The sequence below is a fragment of the Pseudomonas sp. JUb42 genome (genome assembly GCF_024807945.1).
Taxonomy (GTDB): Bacteria; Pseudomonadota; Gammaproteobacteria; order Pseudomonadales; family Pseudomonadaceae; genus Aquipseudomonas.
Genome location: NZ_JANUFD010000024.1, coordinates 61,938 through 77,095 on the forward strand (window position 1 = coordinate 61,938; position 15,158 = coordinate 77,095).

Below are 15,158 nucleotides of genomic sequence, written 5' to 3' on the forward strand. Positions count from 1 at the left end.
TCTAGCGGATCGGCCTTGTGTCTCGCTATCGACTCAGTCACAGCCCGGCGCTGCCAATCAGCCTGCGATCAATTGCGCGGCGGCCTGGCGGTGGTCGGCGATCAAACCCTTGAGGTCGAGACCTTCTACCTGCCCGTCGATCACCCGCCACTGGCCGCCGATCATCACCCGGTCGGCACGGTCGGCGCCGCACAGCAGCAGGGCTGACAGCGGGTCGTGGCTGCCGGAGAAACGCAGTTCATCGAGTTTGAATAGCGCCAGGTCAGCCTGCTTGCCCACCGCCAGTTCGCCGATGTCGGTGCGGCCGAGCAACTGCGCCGAGCCCTTGGTGGCCCAGCCCAGGACTTTCTCCGGGGTGATGCGTTGCGCGCCATAACGCAGGCGTTGCAGGTACAGGGCCTGGCGGGCTTCGAGGATCATGTTCGAGGCGTCGTTGGAGGCCGAGCCGTCGACGCCCAGGCCTAATGGCGCGCCGGCTTCGAGCAGATCCAGTGTCGGGCAGATGCCAGAGGCCAGGCGCATGTTCGAGCTCGGGCAATGGCAGATGCCGGTGCCCGCAGCGCCGAGACGCTGGATCTCATCCGGATTGAAGTGAATGCCATGGGCCAGCCAGGTGCGTGGGCCCAGCCAGCCGACGCTGTCCAGATAGTCCACGGTGCGCAGGCCGAAGCGTTGCAGGCAGAAGTCTTCTTCATCGAGGGTTTCGGCCAGATGGGTATGCAGGCGCACATCGAGTTTTTCCGCCAGGGCGGCGCTCTCGCTCATGATCTGCGGCGTCACCGAGAACGGCGAGCAGGGCGCCAGGGCGATCTGGATCCGCGCACCGTCGCCGCGTTCGTGATAGGTCTCGATCAAGCGCTGACTGTCGGCAAGAATCACCTCGCCCTGCTGCACCGTCTGCTGCGGCGGCAAGCCACCATCGGCTTCGCCCAGGCTCATGGAACCACGAGTGAGCATGGCGCGCATGCCCAGTTCGCGCACGCTTTGCACCTGGATGTCGATGGCGTTTTCCAGGCCATCAGGGAACAGATAGTGATGATCCGCCGCCGTGGTACAGCCCGACAGCAACAGCTCGGTCAGCGCCACTTTACTGGCCAGGGCCAGTTTCTCCGGGGTCAGGCGCGCCCACACCGGGTAGAGGGTCTTCAGCCAGGGAAACAGCGGCTGATTGACCACCGGCGCCCAGGCCCGGGTCAGGGTCTGATAGAAGTGATGATGGGTATTGATCAGGCCCGGCAGCAGCACATGCTCGCGGGCGTCAAAGACCTGATCGCAGGGCACGGCAGGTTGCTGGTCGAGGCCGAGGACTTCAACGATGACGCCGTCTTCGATCACCAGCCCGCCTCGGGCGTCGAGGTCATTGGCGGTAAAGATGGCGAGGGGATTTTTCAACCAGATACGGATCGCGGGCATGGGCCGGCTCCTCTGAAAGTGGGTTCAGGTTTGCCAGCTCAGTGATGCCCTGTCTGCTGATCCAGGGTCGCCGCTGCTTGGGGCAGCATGGGCGAGGGCGCGATTCTAGGGTTTGGACGGCGCGTGGGCAAGTGCGCTTGGGTTACGCTGCGACCAAATGCATGGACACCGTCAGGTTCGCGGCAGCAGCCAGATCGACCAGTGCATCAAGGCTGAAAAGATCGACCCGACCCGATTTGAGATTGGAAAAGCGCGGTTTGGTAATGCCCAGTCGAGCGGCTTTGAGGGTGTCGCTGCCGGGCCATTGCTTGATGGACTCGTTGAGTTCGATCATCAAGGCCGAGCGGACTTTCAAGTGGGCGGCTTCCTGTGGTGTATCGGCCAGGGCGTCCCAAACGCTGGAAAATGTTTGTTCGTTGCTCATTTTTTATCCCTCATCAAATCTCGCAGCCTGACGCTGGCGAGTTCAACTTCCCGTTTCTCGGTCTTTTGTGTTTTCTTGCGAAAAGCGTGCAGAACGTAGACCGCGTTTGGAAGCGTTGCCAGATACACAATCCGAAAGGCGCCGGATGGCTCACGGATGCGCAGCTCCCGGACTCCAACGCCAATAGTCGGCATGGGTTTCCAGTCCTCGAGTTCAATGCCTCGTTGCACGCGGTCCAATTGGAAACCTGCGATTGACTGCGCGGCACCGGGGAAACCGCGTATCTGCTCCAAGGAGTCGCCCAAAAACTTCAGTGGTTTCATGCTTCATTCCGGTGTTAGAAATGAAGCTGATTGTTATCGAGTTCGATAACAAATATTAGCAGCGTTTTCCTTCGTCATGCATGGGAAAAATCGGCAAAGTTTGCAGGCTTCATGGCGCACACACGCCTTGTCGCAATTGTTGCTGACGTATGACCCACTCACCAGGCAATCACCTCCCCCCGATAATCAATGAAATGATGCCCGCCCTGGCCCGCATAGGCATTGAGCTGCTCCACCAGGCCGCGAGTGCTGGTCTCGACATCCAGTGGTGCGTTGTCGCCGCCCATGGCGGTTTTTACCCAACCCGGATGCATCGACAGCACGGTCGGGCGCTGTTCGCCCAATTGTGTGACGAAGGTGTTGGTCATGGAGTTGAGGGCGGCCTTGCTGGCTTTGTACAGGGCCATTTCTGCGCCATCCGGGCAGGCCACGCTACCCAGCCAGGAACTCATGAAGGCCAGTACGCCGCTGCCCGGACGGACTTGGCCGACGAAGCGCTCGGCCAGGCGAATCGGTGCGACGGCATTGGTCAGGAACAACTGGCCCAGTTCGGCGGCAGTGGCTTGTTCGGCGCTTTGGTGCTGCGGCCCCATGATGCCGGCGTTGACGAACAGCGCGTCGAAAACCTGGCCTTGCAGACTCTGCTTCAAAGCATCCAATGACGCGATGCTGTCCATGTCGAGGGTTTCGATATGTACGCCGGGCACGGCTTTGAGGTCGTTGGCTTTTTGCTGATCGCGCACGGTGGCGGTGACCGTCCAGCCCTGTTCAGTCAGGCGCTGCACCAGACCAAGGCCGAGGCCACGAGAGGCACCGATGATCAGCGCGGTTTTATTGGCAGACATGAAAGTTCTCCTGATAGGCAAGAAGGGGAGTCAAGGAGTGAGCGGGCAACTCTGACCCAGGCGCTGGCGAATCTCGGCGCGCAATTGGCCGAGTTCGGCGATGCGGGTTTCGATCAGGGTCAGTTTGTCCTCGAGCAGTTGCGCAATCGCCAGATCCGGTGACGGCGCATTCCATAGTTCGGCAACGCTCTGGCCGATTTCGTTCAGGCTGAAACCCAGGCGTTGTGCAGTCTTGATGAACTGCACCAGTTGCACCATTTCTACCGGGTAATGACGATAGCCGTTGGCACTGCGTTGCGCAGCGATCAGGCCGCGTTGCTCGTAGAAGCGCAGGGTATCGCGGCTGACGGCGGCGGCCTGGGCCAATTCACCAATGCGCATGGGTTCAGTCCTCGGTGCTTGACCCTGGAGCGTACTCCAGGCTTTAGCCTGTGGGAAATCCCAATCCCCAGGAGCGCGTCATGTGGCAAGCCGAGCACTATCGTCGAGTGGTAAGAGCCAGTGGCTGGTACGACCTGATCGTCACCGCTGCCTTTGCAACGCCGTGGAGTTTCATGGCGTTGCACGGCTTTCTATCGACGTTGAGCCAGGCCTTGAATCTGCCCGGTGAACTGCCACCGTTCGAAGCCACCCATATGCTGATGGCCAACCTGCTCGGGTCTATTGTCTGCGTGTGGGCGGTGTTGCGGATTCGTGATCCGCAGCTGCAGTTCGGACGTTATGACGCGGTTGGACGATTGTTGTTTGCGGCGTGGCAGGGCTATGCCCTGATGCATGGCGCGACCACATTGCTGGTGGGTTTTCTGGTAGTGGAGTTGGCGTGGGCGGTGATGCAGTTATGGCCGGTTGCAGGTTGTGGGAGCCGCCTTGGTGGCGATCGAGTGCGAAGCGCTCGCAAAGGCGTCATTGACTGATCTGACACCATCGCCAGCAAGCCGGCTCCCACAAGGTGCGCATTCCAATTTGAAACCGGATGACGTCCTATCCTGCGCTTGTCAATGCCCCGCCTGCCAAGGCTGCCCCAGCGAAACCGGCGCATACAACCGTGTGCGCAGCGCATCCCGTGACAGCAGCACCAACACCACGATAGTCGCCACGTAAGGCAGCATCGCCAGCAGATTGGACGGGATCGCCAGGCCGATGCCTTGCGCCACCAGGTGCAGGATACTGGCCAGGCCGAACAGGTAGGCGCCGAGCAGCAGGCGCCATACTCGCCAACTGGCGAATACCACCAGAGCCAGGGCGATCCAGCCGCGGCCGGCGCTCATGTTTTCCGCCCACATCGGCGTGTAGGCCAGGGACAGGTAGGCACCGGCCAATCCGGCCATGGCACCGCCGAACAGCACCGCCAGGGTCCGTACGCGCAGCACCGGCAGGCCCATGGCACTGGCGGCGTCGGGGTTTTCGCCGACGGCCTGAATGATCAGGCCGATTCGGCTCTTGAGCAGCGCCCAGGCGACCAAGGTAAACAAGGCGAAGGACAGGTAGACCAGAATGTCCTGGGCAAACAGCATGCGCCCGATCAGCGGGATATGGCTGAGAAAGGGTATGACAACCGGCTCGAAACCTTGCAGCGGCTTGCCGACCCAGGCCGCGCCGACAAAGGTCGAAAGGCCCACGCCAAAGATGGTCAGGGCCAGCCCCGTAGCGACCTGGTTGGCGTTGAAGACCAAGGCAACGAGCGCAAACAGCGCCGACAGCAGCATCCCGGCGCACATCGCCAGCAACACGCCCAGCCATAGATTGCCGGTGCTGAAGGCGACGATAAAGCCGATCACCGCGCCAAACAGCATCATGCCTTCCTGGCCGAGGTTGAGGACGCCGCTTTTTTCGCAGATCAGTTCGCCCAGCGCCACCAACAAGAGGGGCGTGCCGCAGCGGACCATGGCGAAGAAAATATTGCTCAGCAGATCGATATCCATCACACGGCTCCTGCGACTGGCGCCATCTGGCGTTTGGCCCAGCGGCCCTTGAGCCGTGGGCGGTAAAGAATCAAAACGTCACAGGCGAGCAGGAAGAACAGCATCATGCCCTGGAACAATTGGGTGATGGCCTGGGGCAGATTCATCGACATCTGCGCGCTTTCCCCGCCCAGGTAGAGCAGGGCCATCAACAGGCTGGAAAACAGGATACCCAGTGGATTGAGGCGCCCCAGAAAAGCCACGGTGATCGCCGCATAGCCGTAGCCCGGTGACACCTGCGGCACCAGTTGGCCGATAGGCCCGGTGACTTCGCAGACCCCGGCAAGCCCCGCCAATGCACCGCTGATCAGCAGTGCCAGCCAGACCAGCCGCTTCTCGCGAAAGCCGACAAAACCCGCTGCGCGCTTGTCCAGGCCAAGCACCTTGATCTGGAAACCGATAAAACTGCGTTGCAACAGAACCCAGACCGCAACCAATGCCAGCAGGGCGAAATACACCCCGGCATGAATCCGTCCGTCTTCCATCAACAGCGGCAGGCGGCTGGCGTCGCCGAACATGGCTGATTCGGGGAAGTTCATGCCGGCCGGGTCCTTGAGCGGGCCGTGGACAAAGTACAGCAGCAGGTTCAGGGCGATGTAATTGAGCATGATGCTGGTAAGGATTTCATTGGCGTTGAAGTGGGTACGCAGCCAGGCGGTAAGCCCGGCCCACGCCGCGCCCGCGAGGGTGCCGACCAGCAGGATCAGTACCAGCGCCCAGCGGCTCTCGATGTCGATGACATTCACCGCCACTGCGCTACCGGCCAGGGCGCCCAGCAGCAACTGGCCTTCGGCGCCGATGTTCCAGATCCGCGCCTGATAGGCCACGGCCAGGCCCAGAGCGCAGAGCAGGATCGGCAACGCCTTGACCATCAGTTCGGACAGGCCGTAGAGGTCGCTGACCGGCGCGATCAACAGGGTATGCAGGGTTTTCAGCGGGTTCAGGCCCAGGGCCATAAACAGCAGTGAGCCGCAGAGCAGCGTCAGCACGGCAGCCAGCAGGGGCGAGAACCACAGCATGGCGCGCGATTGTTGCCCGCGCGGTTCCAGGGAAAGCAGCATCGCAGGCTCCTTAATTAATGACGGTAGCGGGAAGTGGGGTGGCAGCGGCGGCGGGCGCGTCGTCGAACTGACCGGCCATCCAGCCACCGACCTGCACGGCGCTGGTCTGCTCCACCGGCTTGAGTGCCGAGAGCCGACCGCTGCTGAGGGCGGCGATGCGATCGCTGATCTGGAACAGCTCGTCCAGGTCTTCGGAGATCACCAGAATCGCCGCCCCGGCATCACGCAGGGCGATCAACGCGCGATGAATCGCCGCCGCCGCGCCCACGTCCACGCCCCAGGTCGGGTGCGCGGCCACCAACAGTTTCGGTTTTTGCAGGATCTCGCGACCGAGAATGAATTTCTGCAGATTGCCCCCCGAGAGGCTGCGGGCGGCTGTCTGGGTGTTCGGCGTCTTGACCGCAAAGCGGCGGATGATGTCTTCGGTCAACGCCTGCACCTTGCCGCGCTGGATCAGCCCCTTACTGACCAGGCCCTGTTGGAACGCGGTGAGCAGGGCGTTATCGCTCAGGCTCAACTCCGGCACGGCGCCATGGCCCAGGCGTTCGGCCGGGACAAAGGCCAGGCCCAGGCGTCGACGGACATCCGGGCGCAAGTGGGCCACGTGTTTATCGGCAAAACGGATCAGCCCTGAGTCACGAGAGGGCAGCGGTTGTTCGCCGCTGAGCAGGTCCAGCAGCTCGTCCTGACCGTTGCCCGCGACGCCAGCGATGCCGACGATTTCGCCGCTGCGCACTTGCAGGTTGATGTCCACCAGGGAGCAGCCAAACGGATCAGGGTTGCTCCACGAGAGCTTCTCCACACGCAGGAACGAGGTGTTGCCGGTGACTTTAGGGTACTGCGCGACCAGACCTTCGGCATCGCCGACCATCAGGCGCGCCAGTTCCAGATCGCTGCATTGCGCCGGGATGCAATGCCCCGACACCTTGCCGCCGCGCAACACCGTGGCGCTATGGCACAGCGAGCGGACTTCGCCGAGCTTGTGGCTGATAAACAGAATGCTGCAGCCTTCATGGGCCAGGCGGCGCAGGGTGACGAACAGCTCCTCGGCTTCCTGGGGTGTCAGCACCGAAGTCGGCTCGTCGAGAATCAGCAGGCGGATGTTCTGCATCAGGCAGCGAATGATCTCGACCTTTTGCCGCTCGCCAATCGACAGGCTATGCACCAGTCGCTGGGGTTCCAGCGCCATGCCATAACGCTGGGAGACCTCGCGGATGCGTGGTTCCAGCTGTTTGGGTGTACCTGCCGAGGCGCCCATGGCCAGTGCGATGTTCTGCGCTACAGTCAACGTCTCAAACAACGAGAAATGCTGAAATACCATGCCGATACCCAAGCTGCGTGCCTGAGCCGGGTTGCGCATGGTCAGGTCGCTGCCCTGCCAGATGATCGAACCGGAATCGGGTTGGGTCACGCCGTAGATGATCTTCATCAGCGTGCTCTTGCCCGCCCCGTTTTCCCCCAGCAAGGCATGGATCTCGCCGGGCTGAATGCTCAGGTCAATGGCGTCATTGGCCAGGCAGCCCGGGTATTGCTTGCTGATTTTGCGCAGTTGCAGGCGCGGGTTTGTCCCAAGGTTTGACATGACAGGCTCTGATCGTGAAATGGGTCGCGGCAGGGTTAAAGCAAAAAGCTGGCCAATGGGTCAGGTTTTTTCGATGTGCGCCTGTTCCTGTCACGACCAACGCCCGTAGGACCGGCTTTAGCCGGGAGGGCGCTCTCCCGGCTGAAGCCGGTCCTACAGATGAAGCCAGTCCGGGAATCCGGCGCAGTGCTATTCGGGCACCAGATCAGGGCGAAAACCCTGGCAAAAGACTCAAGATGGATCATCAACCTGTACAAAAAATGTACAGCAACAGCCGAGCGAGTTACCTCAAGCGCTGCCGCCACCCTTGCACCTGTTATCCACAGGTTGCTCCACAGTAATTGTGCGCAAGGGCAAAAGCCCGGCATAAGCAGGCTGCGCTTTGGATCTATAGGCGATAACGGCGTTTAACACACTGTTTTGATGGCGGTTTATCAGTCCGTCGGGAAATGTGAACGAAAAGTGATCAATGCCCCGTAAGCCATGTCGTACAAGGGCTGCAGCCCGATGTGCTCAGCTTATCCACAGTCAGGTGCACAGCAGGTGTGGGCAATTCAGTCCGCAGTGGATTCGTGCAGGATAATCCTGCCACGGCTCAGATCGGCGAGTTGCCGTTGCAAGACTTCGACCTGCTCCGGGCCAATGGCAATCGACAGCTCGACACCGTTGGAAGTGAAGTTCTCCGCCTGAATCAGGCCATTGATTTCAGCGACGCGCAGCTTGACCAGGGCCAGCTCGCTGAAGCTGCATTCCAGCTCCCGCGTTACGCGATTGATCAGCGGGCGGCGCTCGGCCTGTTGCAGACATTTATTCGCGCCACCGCCATAGGCCCTGGCCAGGCCGCCAGTGCCCAGTTGAATGCCGCCGTACCAACGGATGACCAGCACCACCACCTGATCGAAATCCTGGGCCTCGATGGCTGCCAGAATCGGTCGCCCCGCTGTACCGCCCGGTTCGCCGTCATCGTTGCTGCGGTATTGCGCGCCCAGTTTCCAGGCCCAGCAGTTGTGCGTGGCATCGAGGTCACTGTGTTGCTCGATAAAGGCCTGGGCGTCTGCCGGGCTATTGATCGGCGCGGCCAGGGTGATGAAACGGCTCTTGCGGATTTCTTCACGAAATTCGCAAGGGCCGAGCAGGGTAAACGGCATCTTCGCTTCCAGCTGGGGTTACGCGGCTGTTGGTGTCAGCCCGCAGCCCTTGAGAATGATACGGATCAGGTTGTCGCCTGCCACTTCCATGTCCTGCTTGGTCAGGCGCGTACGCCCGGTGACCTGGCAGATCTGTGTGGCGAAATCAGCATAATGCTGGGTGCTACCCCACAACAGGAAGATCAGGTGCACGGGGTCGACCGGGTCCATTTTGCCTGCGTCGATCCAACCCTGGAACACCGCAGCGCGGCCCTGGAACCATGCGCGGTAGTCCTGGCTGAAATATTCGTTCAGGCATTCACCGCCGCTGATGATCTCCATGGCGAAGATCCGCGAGGCCTGGGGCTGGCGACGGGAGAATTCCATTTTGGCGCGAATGTAGCGGCTCAGGGCTTCAGCCGGATCGTCTTCCACGCTCAGGTGGTTGAAGGTGCTGTCCCACAATTCGATGATGTTGCTGAGCACGGCGATATACAGCCCGAGCTTGTTGGTGAAGTAGTAATGCAGGTTGGCCTTCGGCAGCCCGGCGTTCTGCGCGATGGTGTTCATGCTGGTGCCTTTGAAACCATGGCGGGCGAATTCGTCTTCAGCAGCTTTTATGATCGCTTGCTCGTTCTTTTGACGAATGCGGCTGGCGGGCTTGGCGGATTGATTGCTGTGCGCTGGGACTTCGAGGGTCATGGGCAATTCCGGACAGATCATAGGGTGCGACGGATGCACTGATAGCGCACCCGCAACAATCCGACAAGCGTTGCTTGTGTTATTTAGCTCCCTCAGGCTCGGAAATTTCTTCGGCTACTGTCGACTTTTCCTTCGGCAGCAGTAGCGACATCAGCAGGGCTGTGATGCCGCCGCTGGTGATGGCCGAGTCGAACAGATTCTGTACCAGTTTGGGCATGTGATGCAGCAGGGCCGGTTGCGCTGCAATGCCCAGGCCGACACCGAAGGAGGTGGCGATGATCAGCATGCTGCGCCGGTCCAGTGGTGCCCGGGACAGGATGCGTACGCCAGCCGCGGCAACGCTGCCGAACATCACCAGGGTGGCGCCGCCCAGTACCGGTTTGGGAATCTGCTGGACGATGGCGCCGATCATGGGAAACAGCCCGAGAATGATCAGTACCGCGCCTATATAGAGGCCGACATAGCGGCTGGCCACGCCGGTCAGCTGAATCACTCCATTGTTCTGGGCGAAGGTGGTGTTGGGGAAGGCGCTGAACGTGGCGGCGAGCATGCAACTGACGCCATCGCCAAGAACGCCGCCCTTGAGCCGCTCGATATAGCTCGGGCCGCTGATGGGCTGGCGCGAGAGCATGCAGTTGGCGGTCAGGTCGCCGACGGTTTCGATGGTGCTGATCAGATAAATCAGCGCGACCGGGAGGAACGCGCCCCAGTCAAAACTGAAGCCGAACTTGAACGGCACCGGCACGCTGATCAAGGGCAGGCTGCTGATGGATTGCGGCACCAGCTTGCCGCTGAACCAGGCCGCCAGGCTGCCCAGCAACAGGCCGATAATGATCGCCGACAGGCGTATCCACGGGGTGTTTGAGCGGTTGAGCAGGATGATTACCAACAGCACGAAACCGCCCAGCGCCAGGTTGACCGGCTCGCCAAAATCCGGGGCATTGAAGCCGCCGCCGAGATCGGTGACACCGACCTTGATCAGACTGACGCCGATCAATGTAATCACAATGCCGGTCACCAACGGCGTGATGACTTTCTGCAGTTGACCGATGAAGCGGCTGAGGACGATCTGCACCACGGCGCCGAAAAAGCACACGCCGAAAATCATCGCCATGATCTCTTCCGGGCTGCCGCCGCGCTGCTTGACCATGAAACCTGCCGACAGCACCGCACCGAGAAAGGCGAAACTGGTGCCTTGCAGGCAGATCATCCCGGCGCCTATGCCGAACGGCCGACGCGCCTGGATGAATGTTCCTACGCCAGAAACCAGCAACGCCATGCTGATCAGGTAGGGCAGGTAAGCCCCAAGCCCGAGAGCAGAACCGATCACCAGGGGCGGGGTGATGATGCCGACGAAACTGGCGAGCACATGCTGCAGGGCGGCCAAGAGGGCCGGGGCAGGTTTCGGGCGATCGTTCAGTCCGTAGATCAGATCGCTTTCGGGTGAGGCGTCGGGTTGCATGTCGTGCTCTCGAGTGTGAGGTCGGCGGGAATTACCCGGAGCAATTGCAAAAAGCTGTCCATGTGCTCAGGTTATTTGCCCGTAACTAATAAAATTTCCATTAAAAACAGATGGATAAGATAATTAAATTTATTTTTGTGGTGGGTCAGCGCGTCGCCGCCAACGCATCCAGAAAGCTTTCCAGCACCAAATGAGGGCGACGGCCCTTGCGAGTGACCGAGACCAGGCTCAGGTCATAGAAGCGCGACGCTGGCTTCAACGCCCGAAGGCGTCCCTGCTGCACCCAGAAGGTCGCGTAGTGGTCTGGCAGATAACCGATATAGCGCCCGGTCAGGATCAGAAACGCCATGCCTTCGCGGTCCGAAGCGCTGGCCGTGCAACGCAGCGCCTGATAATGCGCCTGGATCTCCCCCGGGAGGCGAAAGGTCGGGGCGATGGCGTCCTGATCGGCCAGGCGCTTGTCGTCCAGTTGCGCGTCATCAACATAGAACAACGGATGACCCACGGCGCAATACAGCAGCGAACGCTCGCTATACAACGATTGATATTCCAGCCCCGACAGTGCGCTGGCCTGGGGCACCACGCCGACATGCAGGCGGCCGTCGAGCACGCCTTGTTCCACTTCGTTGGGCGCGATCATGCGGATATTGATATGCACATCCGGGCCGCGCTCTTTCAGCTGCGACAAGGCATGGGTGATGCGCATGTGGGGCAGGGTGACCAGGTTGTCGGTCAGGCCGATGTTCAACTCGCCACGCAAGTGTTGATGCAGGCCGTTGACCTCTGTACGAAAACTCTCCAAAGCACTGAGCAACTGCAAGGCCGAGTGGTAAACCTCGCGACCTTCCTCGGTCAGAGAAAACCCGGCGCGCCCGCGTTGGCACAAACGCAGGCCCAGGCGCTGCTCAAGATCACTCATCTGCTGGCTGATGGCCGAGCGGCCGATGCCCAATGCGCTTTCGGCGGCGGAAAAGCCACCAGCCTCCACCACGCTGCGAAAAATGCGCAGCAGGCGGATATCAAAATCGCTGACTTGTGCCAGTGGATCGGGACGACGGCTATTCATTGTTTAGTGATTGCCTGACTGAGGATCATAAAAGTTGGGTTTTACAGACTTTATTCCCGTGGCAACTTGGCCGCAATCAGGCTTTATTCAATGAACCGCTTACATCCTGCGAGGATCGCTCCGATGAACATGCCCGAATCGTCCGATATGTCTTTGGCCAGCCAGCTGAAACTCGATGCGCACTGGATGCCCTACACCGCCAATCGCAGTTTCCAGCGTGATCCGCGCCTGATCGTTGCCGCCCACGGCAGCTATCTGACAGACGATAAGGGCCGCAAGATCTACGATTCGCTGTCCGGGCTGTGGACATGTGGCGCCGGGCATACCCGCACGGAGATTCAGGCAGCCGTCGCCAAACAACTGAGCGTTCTCGATTATTCGCCTGCCTTCCAGTACGGCCATCCGCTGTCCTTTCAATTGGCGGAGAAAATTACCGAGCTGACCCCTGGCAACCTCAATCACGTCTTCTATACCGACTCCGGCTCTGAGTGCGCCGATACCGCGGTGAAGATGGTGCGGGCCTACTGGCGCCTGAAGGGCCAGGCGACCAAGACCAAGATGATCGGCCGCGCCCGTGGCTATCACGGTGTGAACATCGCGGGCACCAGCCTGGGTGGGGTCAACGGCAACCGCAAGATGTTCGGCCAGTTGATGGACGTCGACCATCTGCCCCACACCCTGCTGGCCAGCAACGCTTATTCCAAAGGCATGCCGGAACAGGGCGGTATTGCCTTGGCCGATGAAATGCTCAAACTGATCGAGTTGCACGATGCGTCGAACATCGCCGCCGTGATCGTCGAGCCCATGGCGGGTTCGGCTGGCGTGCTGGTGCCGCCTCAGGGGTATCTGAAGCGTCTGCGCGAGATCTGTGATCAGCACAATATCCTGCTGATCTTCGACGAGGTCATTACCGGCTTCGGGCGTACCGGTGCAATGTTCGGTGCCGACAGCTTCGGCGTGACCCCGGACCTGATGTGCATCGCCAAGCAAGTCACCAACGGCGCCATCCCCATGGGCGCGGTGATTGCCAGCAGCGAGATCTACCAGACCTTCATGAATCAGCCGACGCCGGAATACGCCGTCGAATTCCCCCATGGCTATACCTATTCCGCGCACCCGGTTGCGTGCGCGGCCGGTCTGGCGGCCCTGGAGTTGTTGCAGCGGGAAAACCTCGTGCAGCAAGTCGCGGAAATCGCCCCGCACTTCGAGAAGTCGCTGCACGGCGTGAAGGGGGCCAGGCACATCGTCGATATCCGCAACTTCGGTCTGGCGGGCGCGATTCAGCTCGCACCTCGTGATGGCGATGCCATCGTGCGTCCTTACGAGATCGGCCTGAAGCTGTGGAAGGCTGGCTTCTATGTGCGCTTCGGTGGCGACACCCTGCAGTTCGGGCCAACCTTCAACAGCAAGGCCGAGGATCTGGACCGTCTGTTCGACGCAGTGGGCGAAGCGATCAATCAGGTCGACTGACCAGACTCAACCTTATCGATTAAGCCAGGCGCGACGAGTGTCGCGCCTTTTGGAGTTCTATTCATGAGCAACATCCAGCACCTGATCGACGGCCAACTGGTCAGCGACAATGGCCGTACCGCCGACGTGTTCAATCCGTCCACCGGTCAGGCGATCCATAAAGTGCCATTGGCCAGCCGTGAAACCGTGCAACAGGCCATCGACTCCGCCAAGGCTGCCTTCCCGGCCTGGCGTAATACGCCAGCGGCCAAGCGTGCGCAGGTCATGTTCCGCTTCAAGCAACTGCTGGAGCAGAACGAAGGGCGCATTGCCCAGTTGATCAGCGAAGAGCACGGCAAGACGCTCGAAGACGCTGCCGGTGAACTCAAGCGCGGCATCGAGAACGTGGAGTACGCCAGCGCAGCGCCGGAAATTCTCAAGGGCGAGTACAGCCGCAACGTCGGGCCGAACATCGATGCCTGGTCCGATTTCCAGCCTCTGGGCGTTGTTGCCGGTATCACGCCGTTCAACTTCCCGGCCATGGTGCCGCTGTGGATGTATCCGCTGGCGATTGCCTGCGGCAACTGCTTCATCCTTAAACCATCTGAGCGTGATCCGAGTTCGACGCTGCTGATCGCTCAGCTGCTGCACGAAGCCGGTCTGCCCAAGGGCGTGCTGAACGTGGTGCATGGCGACAAGACTGCGGTGGATGCACTGATCGAGGCGCCGGAAGTCAAGGCACTGAGTTTTGTCGGTTCTACGCCGATTGCCGAGTACATCTATAAAGAAGGCGCTGCCCGTGGCAAGCGCGTCCAGGCACTGGGCGGGGCGAAGAACCATGCGGTACTGATGCCGGATGCCGATCTGGATAACGCGGTCAGTGCCTTGATGGGCGCGGCCTATGGTTCGTGTGGCGAGCGCTGCATGGCGATTTCGGTTGCTGTCTGTGTGGGCGATCAGATTGCCGACGCATTGGTGGCCAAGCTGGTGCCGCAAATCAAGTCGCTGAAGATTGGTGCAGGCACCACCTGCGGCCTGGACATGGGGCCATTGGTTACCGGTCAGCATCGCGACAAGGTCAGTGGCTATATAGAAGACGGCGTGCAGGCGGGAGCGACCCTGGTGGTCGACGGTCGTGGCCTGAGCGTGGCCGGTAACGAAGAAGGCTTCTTCCTGGGTGGCTGCCTGTTCGATCGGGTTATGCCCGAGATGCGTATCTATAAAGAAGAGATCTTCGGCCCGGTGCTGTGCATCGTCCGTGTCGACAGTCTCGAACAGGCCATGCAACTGATCAACGATCACGAGTACGGCAACGGCACCTGCATCTTCACCCGTGATGGCGAAGCGGCGCGGCTGTTCTGCGATGAGATTGAAGTGGGCATGGTTGGCGTCAACGTACCTCTGCCGGTGCCGGTGGCGTATCACAGCTTCGGCGGTTGGAAGCGTTCGCTGTTCGGCGACCTGCATGCTTACGGCCCGGATGGCGTGCGCTTCTATACCCGGCGCAAGGCGATTACCCAGCGCTGGCCGCAACGGGCGAGTCATGAGGCATCGCAGTTTGCGTTTCCGAGTCTCTGAGGGAAGCAGCTGCAAGCCTCAAGCCTCAAGCTACAAGCTGCAAGCAGGTGTTCCCGGCCTTTCTTGCAGCTCGTAGCTTGCAGCTCGCAACTTTTTGAAGCTTTCTGAAATAACCTCTTGACGCCCCTCAGAATCTATCTATAATTCGCCCCACTTCCGGCGCAG

Annotated in this window: 15 protein-coding genes; 3 read left to right on the forward strand and 12 right to left on the reverse strand. The window is 60.6% G+C overall.

Translation table 11 applies throughout. The annotated features are described in order from the left end of the window. Window positions 1-57 precede the first annotated feature (57 nt). The 5 genes from M2401_RS32795 to M2401_RS32815 form a co-directional block, all read right to left on the reverse strand. On the reverse strand, window positions 58-1,413 hold the full coding sequence (locus tag M2401_RS32795) for an 8-oxoguanine deaminase (RefSeq protein ID WP_259110979.1): 1,356 nt from the start codon (window positions 1,411-1,413) through the stop codon (window positions 58-60). A gap of 142 nt (window positions 1,414-1,555) precedes the next feature. After that, window positions 1,556-1,837, reverse strand: a complete 282-nt coding sequence (locus tag M2401_RS32800) for a helix-turn-helix domain-containing protein (RefSeq protein ID WP_259110980.1) — start codon at window positions 1,835-1,837, stop codon at window positions 1,556-1,558. After that, window positions 1,834-2,160 (reverse strand): type II toxin-antitoxin system RelE/ParE family toxin, encoded by a 327-nt coding sequence (locus M2401_RS32805; protein ID WP_259110981.1) that lies wholly within the window; start codon window positions 2,158-2,160, stop codon window positions 1,834-1,836. The genes M2401_RS32800 and M2401_RS32805 overlap by 4 nt, the downstream gene beginning before the upstream one ends. A 158-nt stretch (window positions 2,161-2,318) precedes the next feature. Beyond that, window positions 2,319-3,005, reverse strand: a complete 687-nt coding sequence (locus tag M2401_RS32810; RefSeq protein ID WP_259110983.1) for an SDR family oxidoreductase — start codon at window positions 3,003-3,005, stop codon at window positions 2,319-2,321. 30 nt (window positions 3,006-3,035) lie between these two features. Further along, window positions 3,036-3,386 (reverse strand): MerR family transcriptional regulator, encoded by a 351-nt coding sequence (locus M2401_RS32815; protein WP_259110984.1) that lies wholly within the window; start codon window positions 3,384-3,386, stop codon window positions 3,036-3,038. Between the two features lie 80 nt (window positions 3,387-3,466). On the opposite strand from M2401_RS32815, the gene M2401_RS32820 reads away from it, so the two are divergent. Beyond that, complete coding sequence (locus M2401_RS32820; protein WP_259110986.1) at window positions 3,467-3,919, forward strand: hypothetical protein; 453 nt, start codon at window positions 3,467-3,469, stop codon at window positions 3,917-3,919. A gap of 81 nt (window positions 3,920-4,000) precedes the next feature. On the opposite strand, the gene M2401_RS32825 is transcribed toward M2401_RS32820, so the two are convergent. The 7 genes from M2401_RS32825 to M2401_RS32855 all read right to left on the reverse strand — a co-directional run bounded on the left by M2401_RS32825 (window position 4,001) and on the right by M2401_RS32855 (window position 11,966). Next, window positions 4,001-4,927 (reverse strand): ABC transporter permease, encoded by a 927-nt coding sequence (locus M2401_RS32825; RefSeq protein ID WP_259110988.1) that lies wholly within the window; start codon window positions 4,925-4,927, stop codon window positions 4,001-4,003. After that, window positions 4,927-6,027 carry an ABC transporter permease gene (locus tag M2401_RS32830; RefSeq protein WP_259110990.1) on the reverse strand — a complete coding sequence of 367 codons (1,101 nt, stop codon included), beginning with the start codon at window positions 6,025-6,027 and terminating at the stop codon, window positions 4,927-4,929. The genes M2401_RS32825 and M2401_RS32830 overlap by 1 nt, the downstream gene beginning before the upstream one ends. Window positions 6,028-6,037: 10 nt before the next feature. Beyond that, window positions 6,038-7,609 carry an ABC transporter ATP-binding protein gene (locus M2401_RS32835; protein ID WP_259110992.1) on the reverse strand — a complete coding sequence of 524 codons (1,572 nt, stop codon included), beginning with the start codon at window positions 7,607-7,609 and terminating at the stop codon, window positions 6,038-6,040. Window positions 7,610-8,163: 554 nt separating this feature from the next. Beyond that, window positions 8,164-8,757, reverse strand: a complete 594-nt coding sequence (locus tag M2401_RS32840) for a YigZ family protein (protein ID WP_259110993.1) — start codon at window positions 8,755-8,757, stop codon at window positions 8,164-8,166. An 18-nt stretch (window positions 8,758-8,775) separates the two neighbouring features. Next, window positions 8,776-9,438 (reverse strand): TetR/AcrR family transcriptional regulator, encoded by a 663-nt coding sequence (locus M2401_RS32845; RefSeq protein WP_259110996.1) that lies wholly within the window; start codon window positions 9,436-9,438, stop codon window positions 8,776-8,778. A 79-nt stretch (window positions 9,439-9,517) separates the two neighbouring features. Continuing rightward, a complete protein-coding gene (locus M2401_RS32850) occupies window positions 9,518-10,900 on the reverse strand; it encodes a uracil-xanthine permease family protein (RefSeq protein WP_259110998.1) in 1,383 nt (460 codons plus the stop codon). A 145-nt stretch (window positions 10,901-11,045) separates the two neighbouring features. Next, complete coding sequence (locus tag M2401_RS32855) at window positions 11,046-11,966, reverse strand: LysR family transcriptional regulator (protein WP_259111000.1); 921 nt, start codon at window positions 11,964-11,966, stop codon at window positions 11,046-11,048. A 123-nt stretch (window positions 11,967-12,089) separates the two neighbouring features. Between M2401_RS32855 and M2401_RS32860 the strand changes: the two genes are divergently transcribed. Then, complete coding sequence (locus tag M2401_RS32860) at window positions 12,090-13,436, forward strand: aspartate aminotransferase family protein (protein WP_259111002.1); 1,347 nt, start codon at window positions 12,090-12,092, stop codon at window positions 13,434-13,436. A gap of 63 nt (window positions 13,437-13,499) precedes the next feature. After that, the gene (locus M2401_RS32865) at window positions 13,500-14,993 is read left to right on the forward strand and encodes a CoA-acylating methylmalonate-semialdehyde dehydrogenase (protein WP_259111004.1); all 1,494 of its coding nucleotides are present in this window, start codon (window positions 13,500-13,502) and stop codon (window positions 14,991-14,993) included. The last annotated feature ends 165 nt before the right edge of the window (window positions 14,994-15,158 follow it).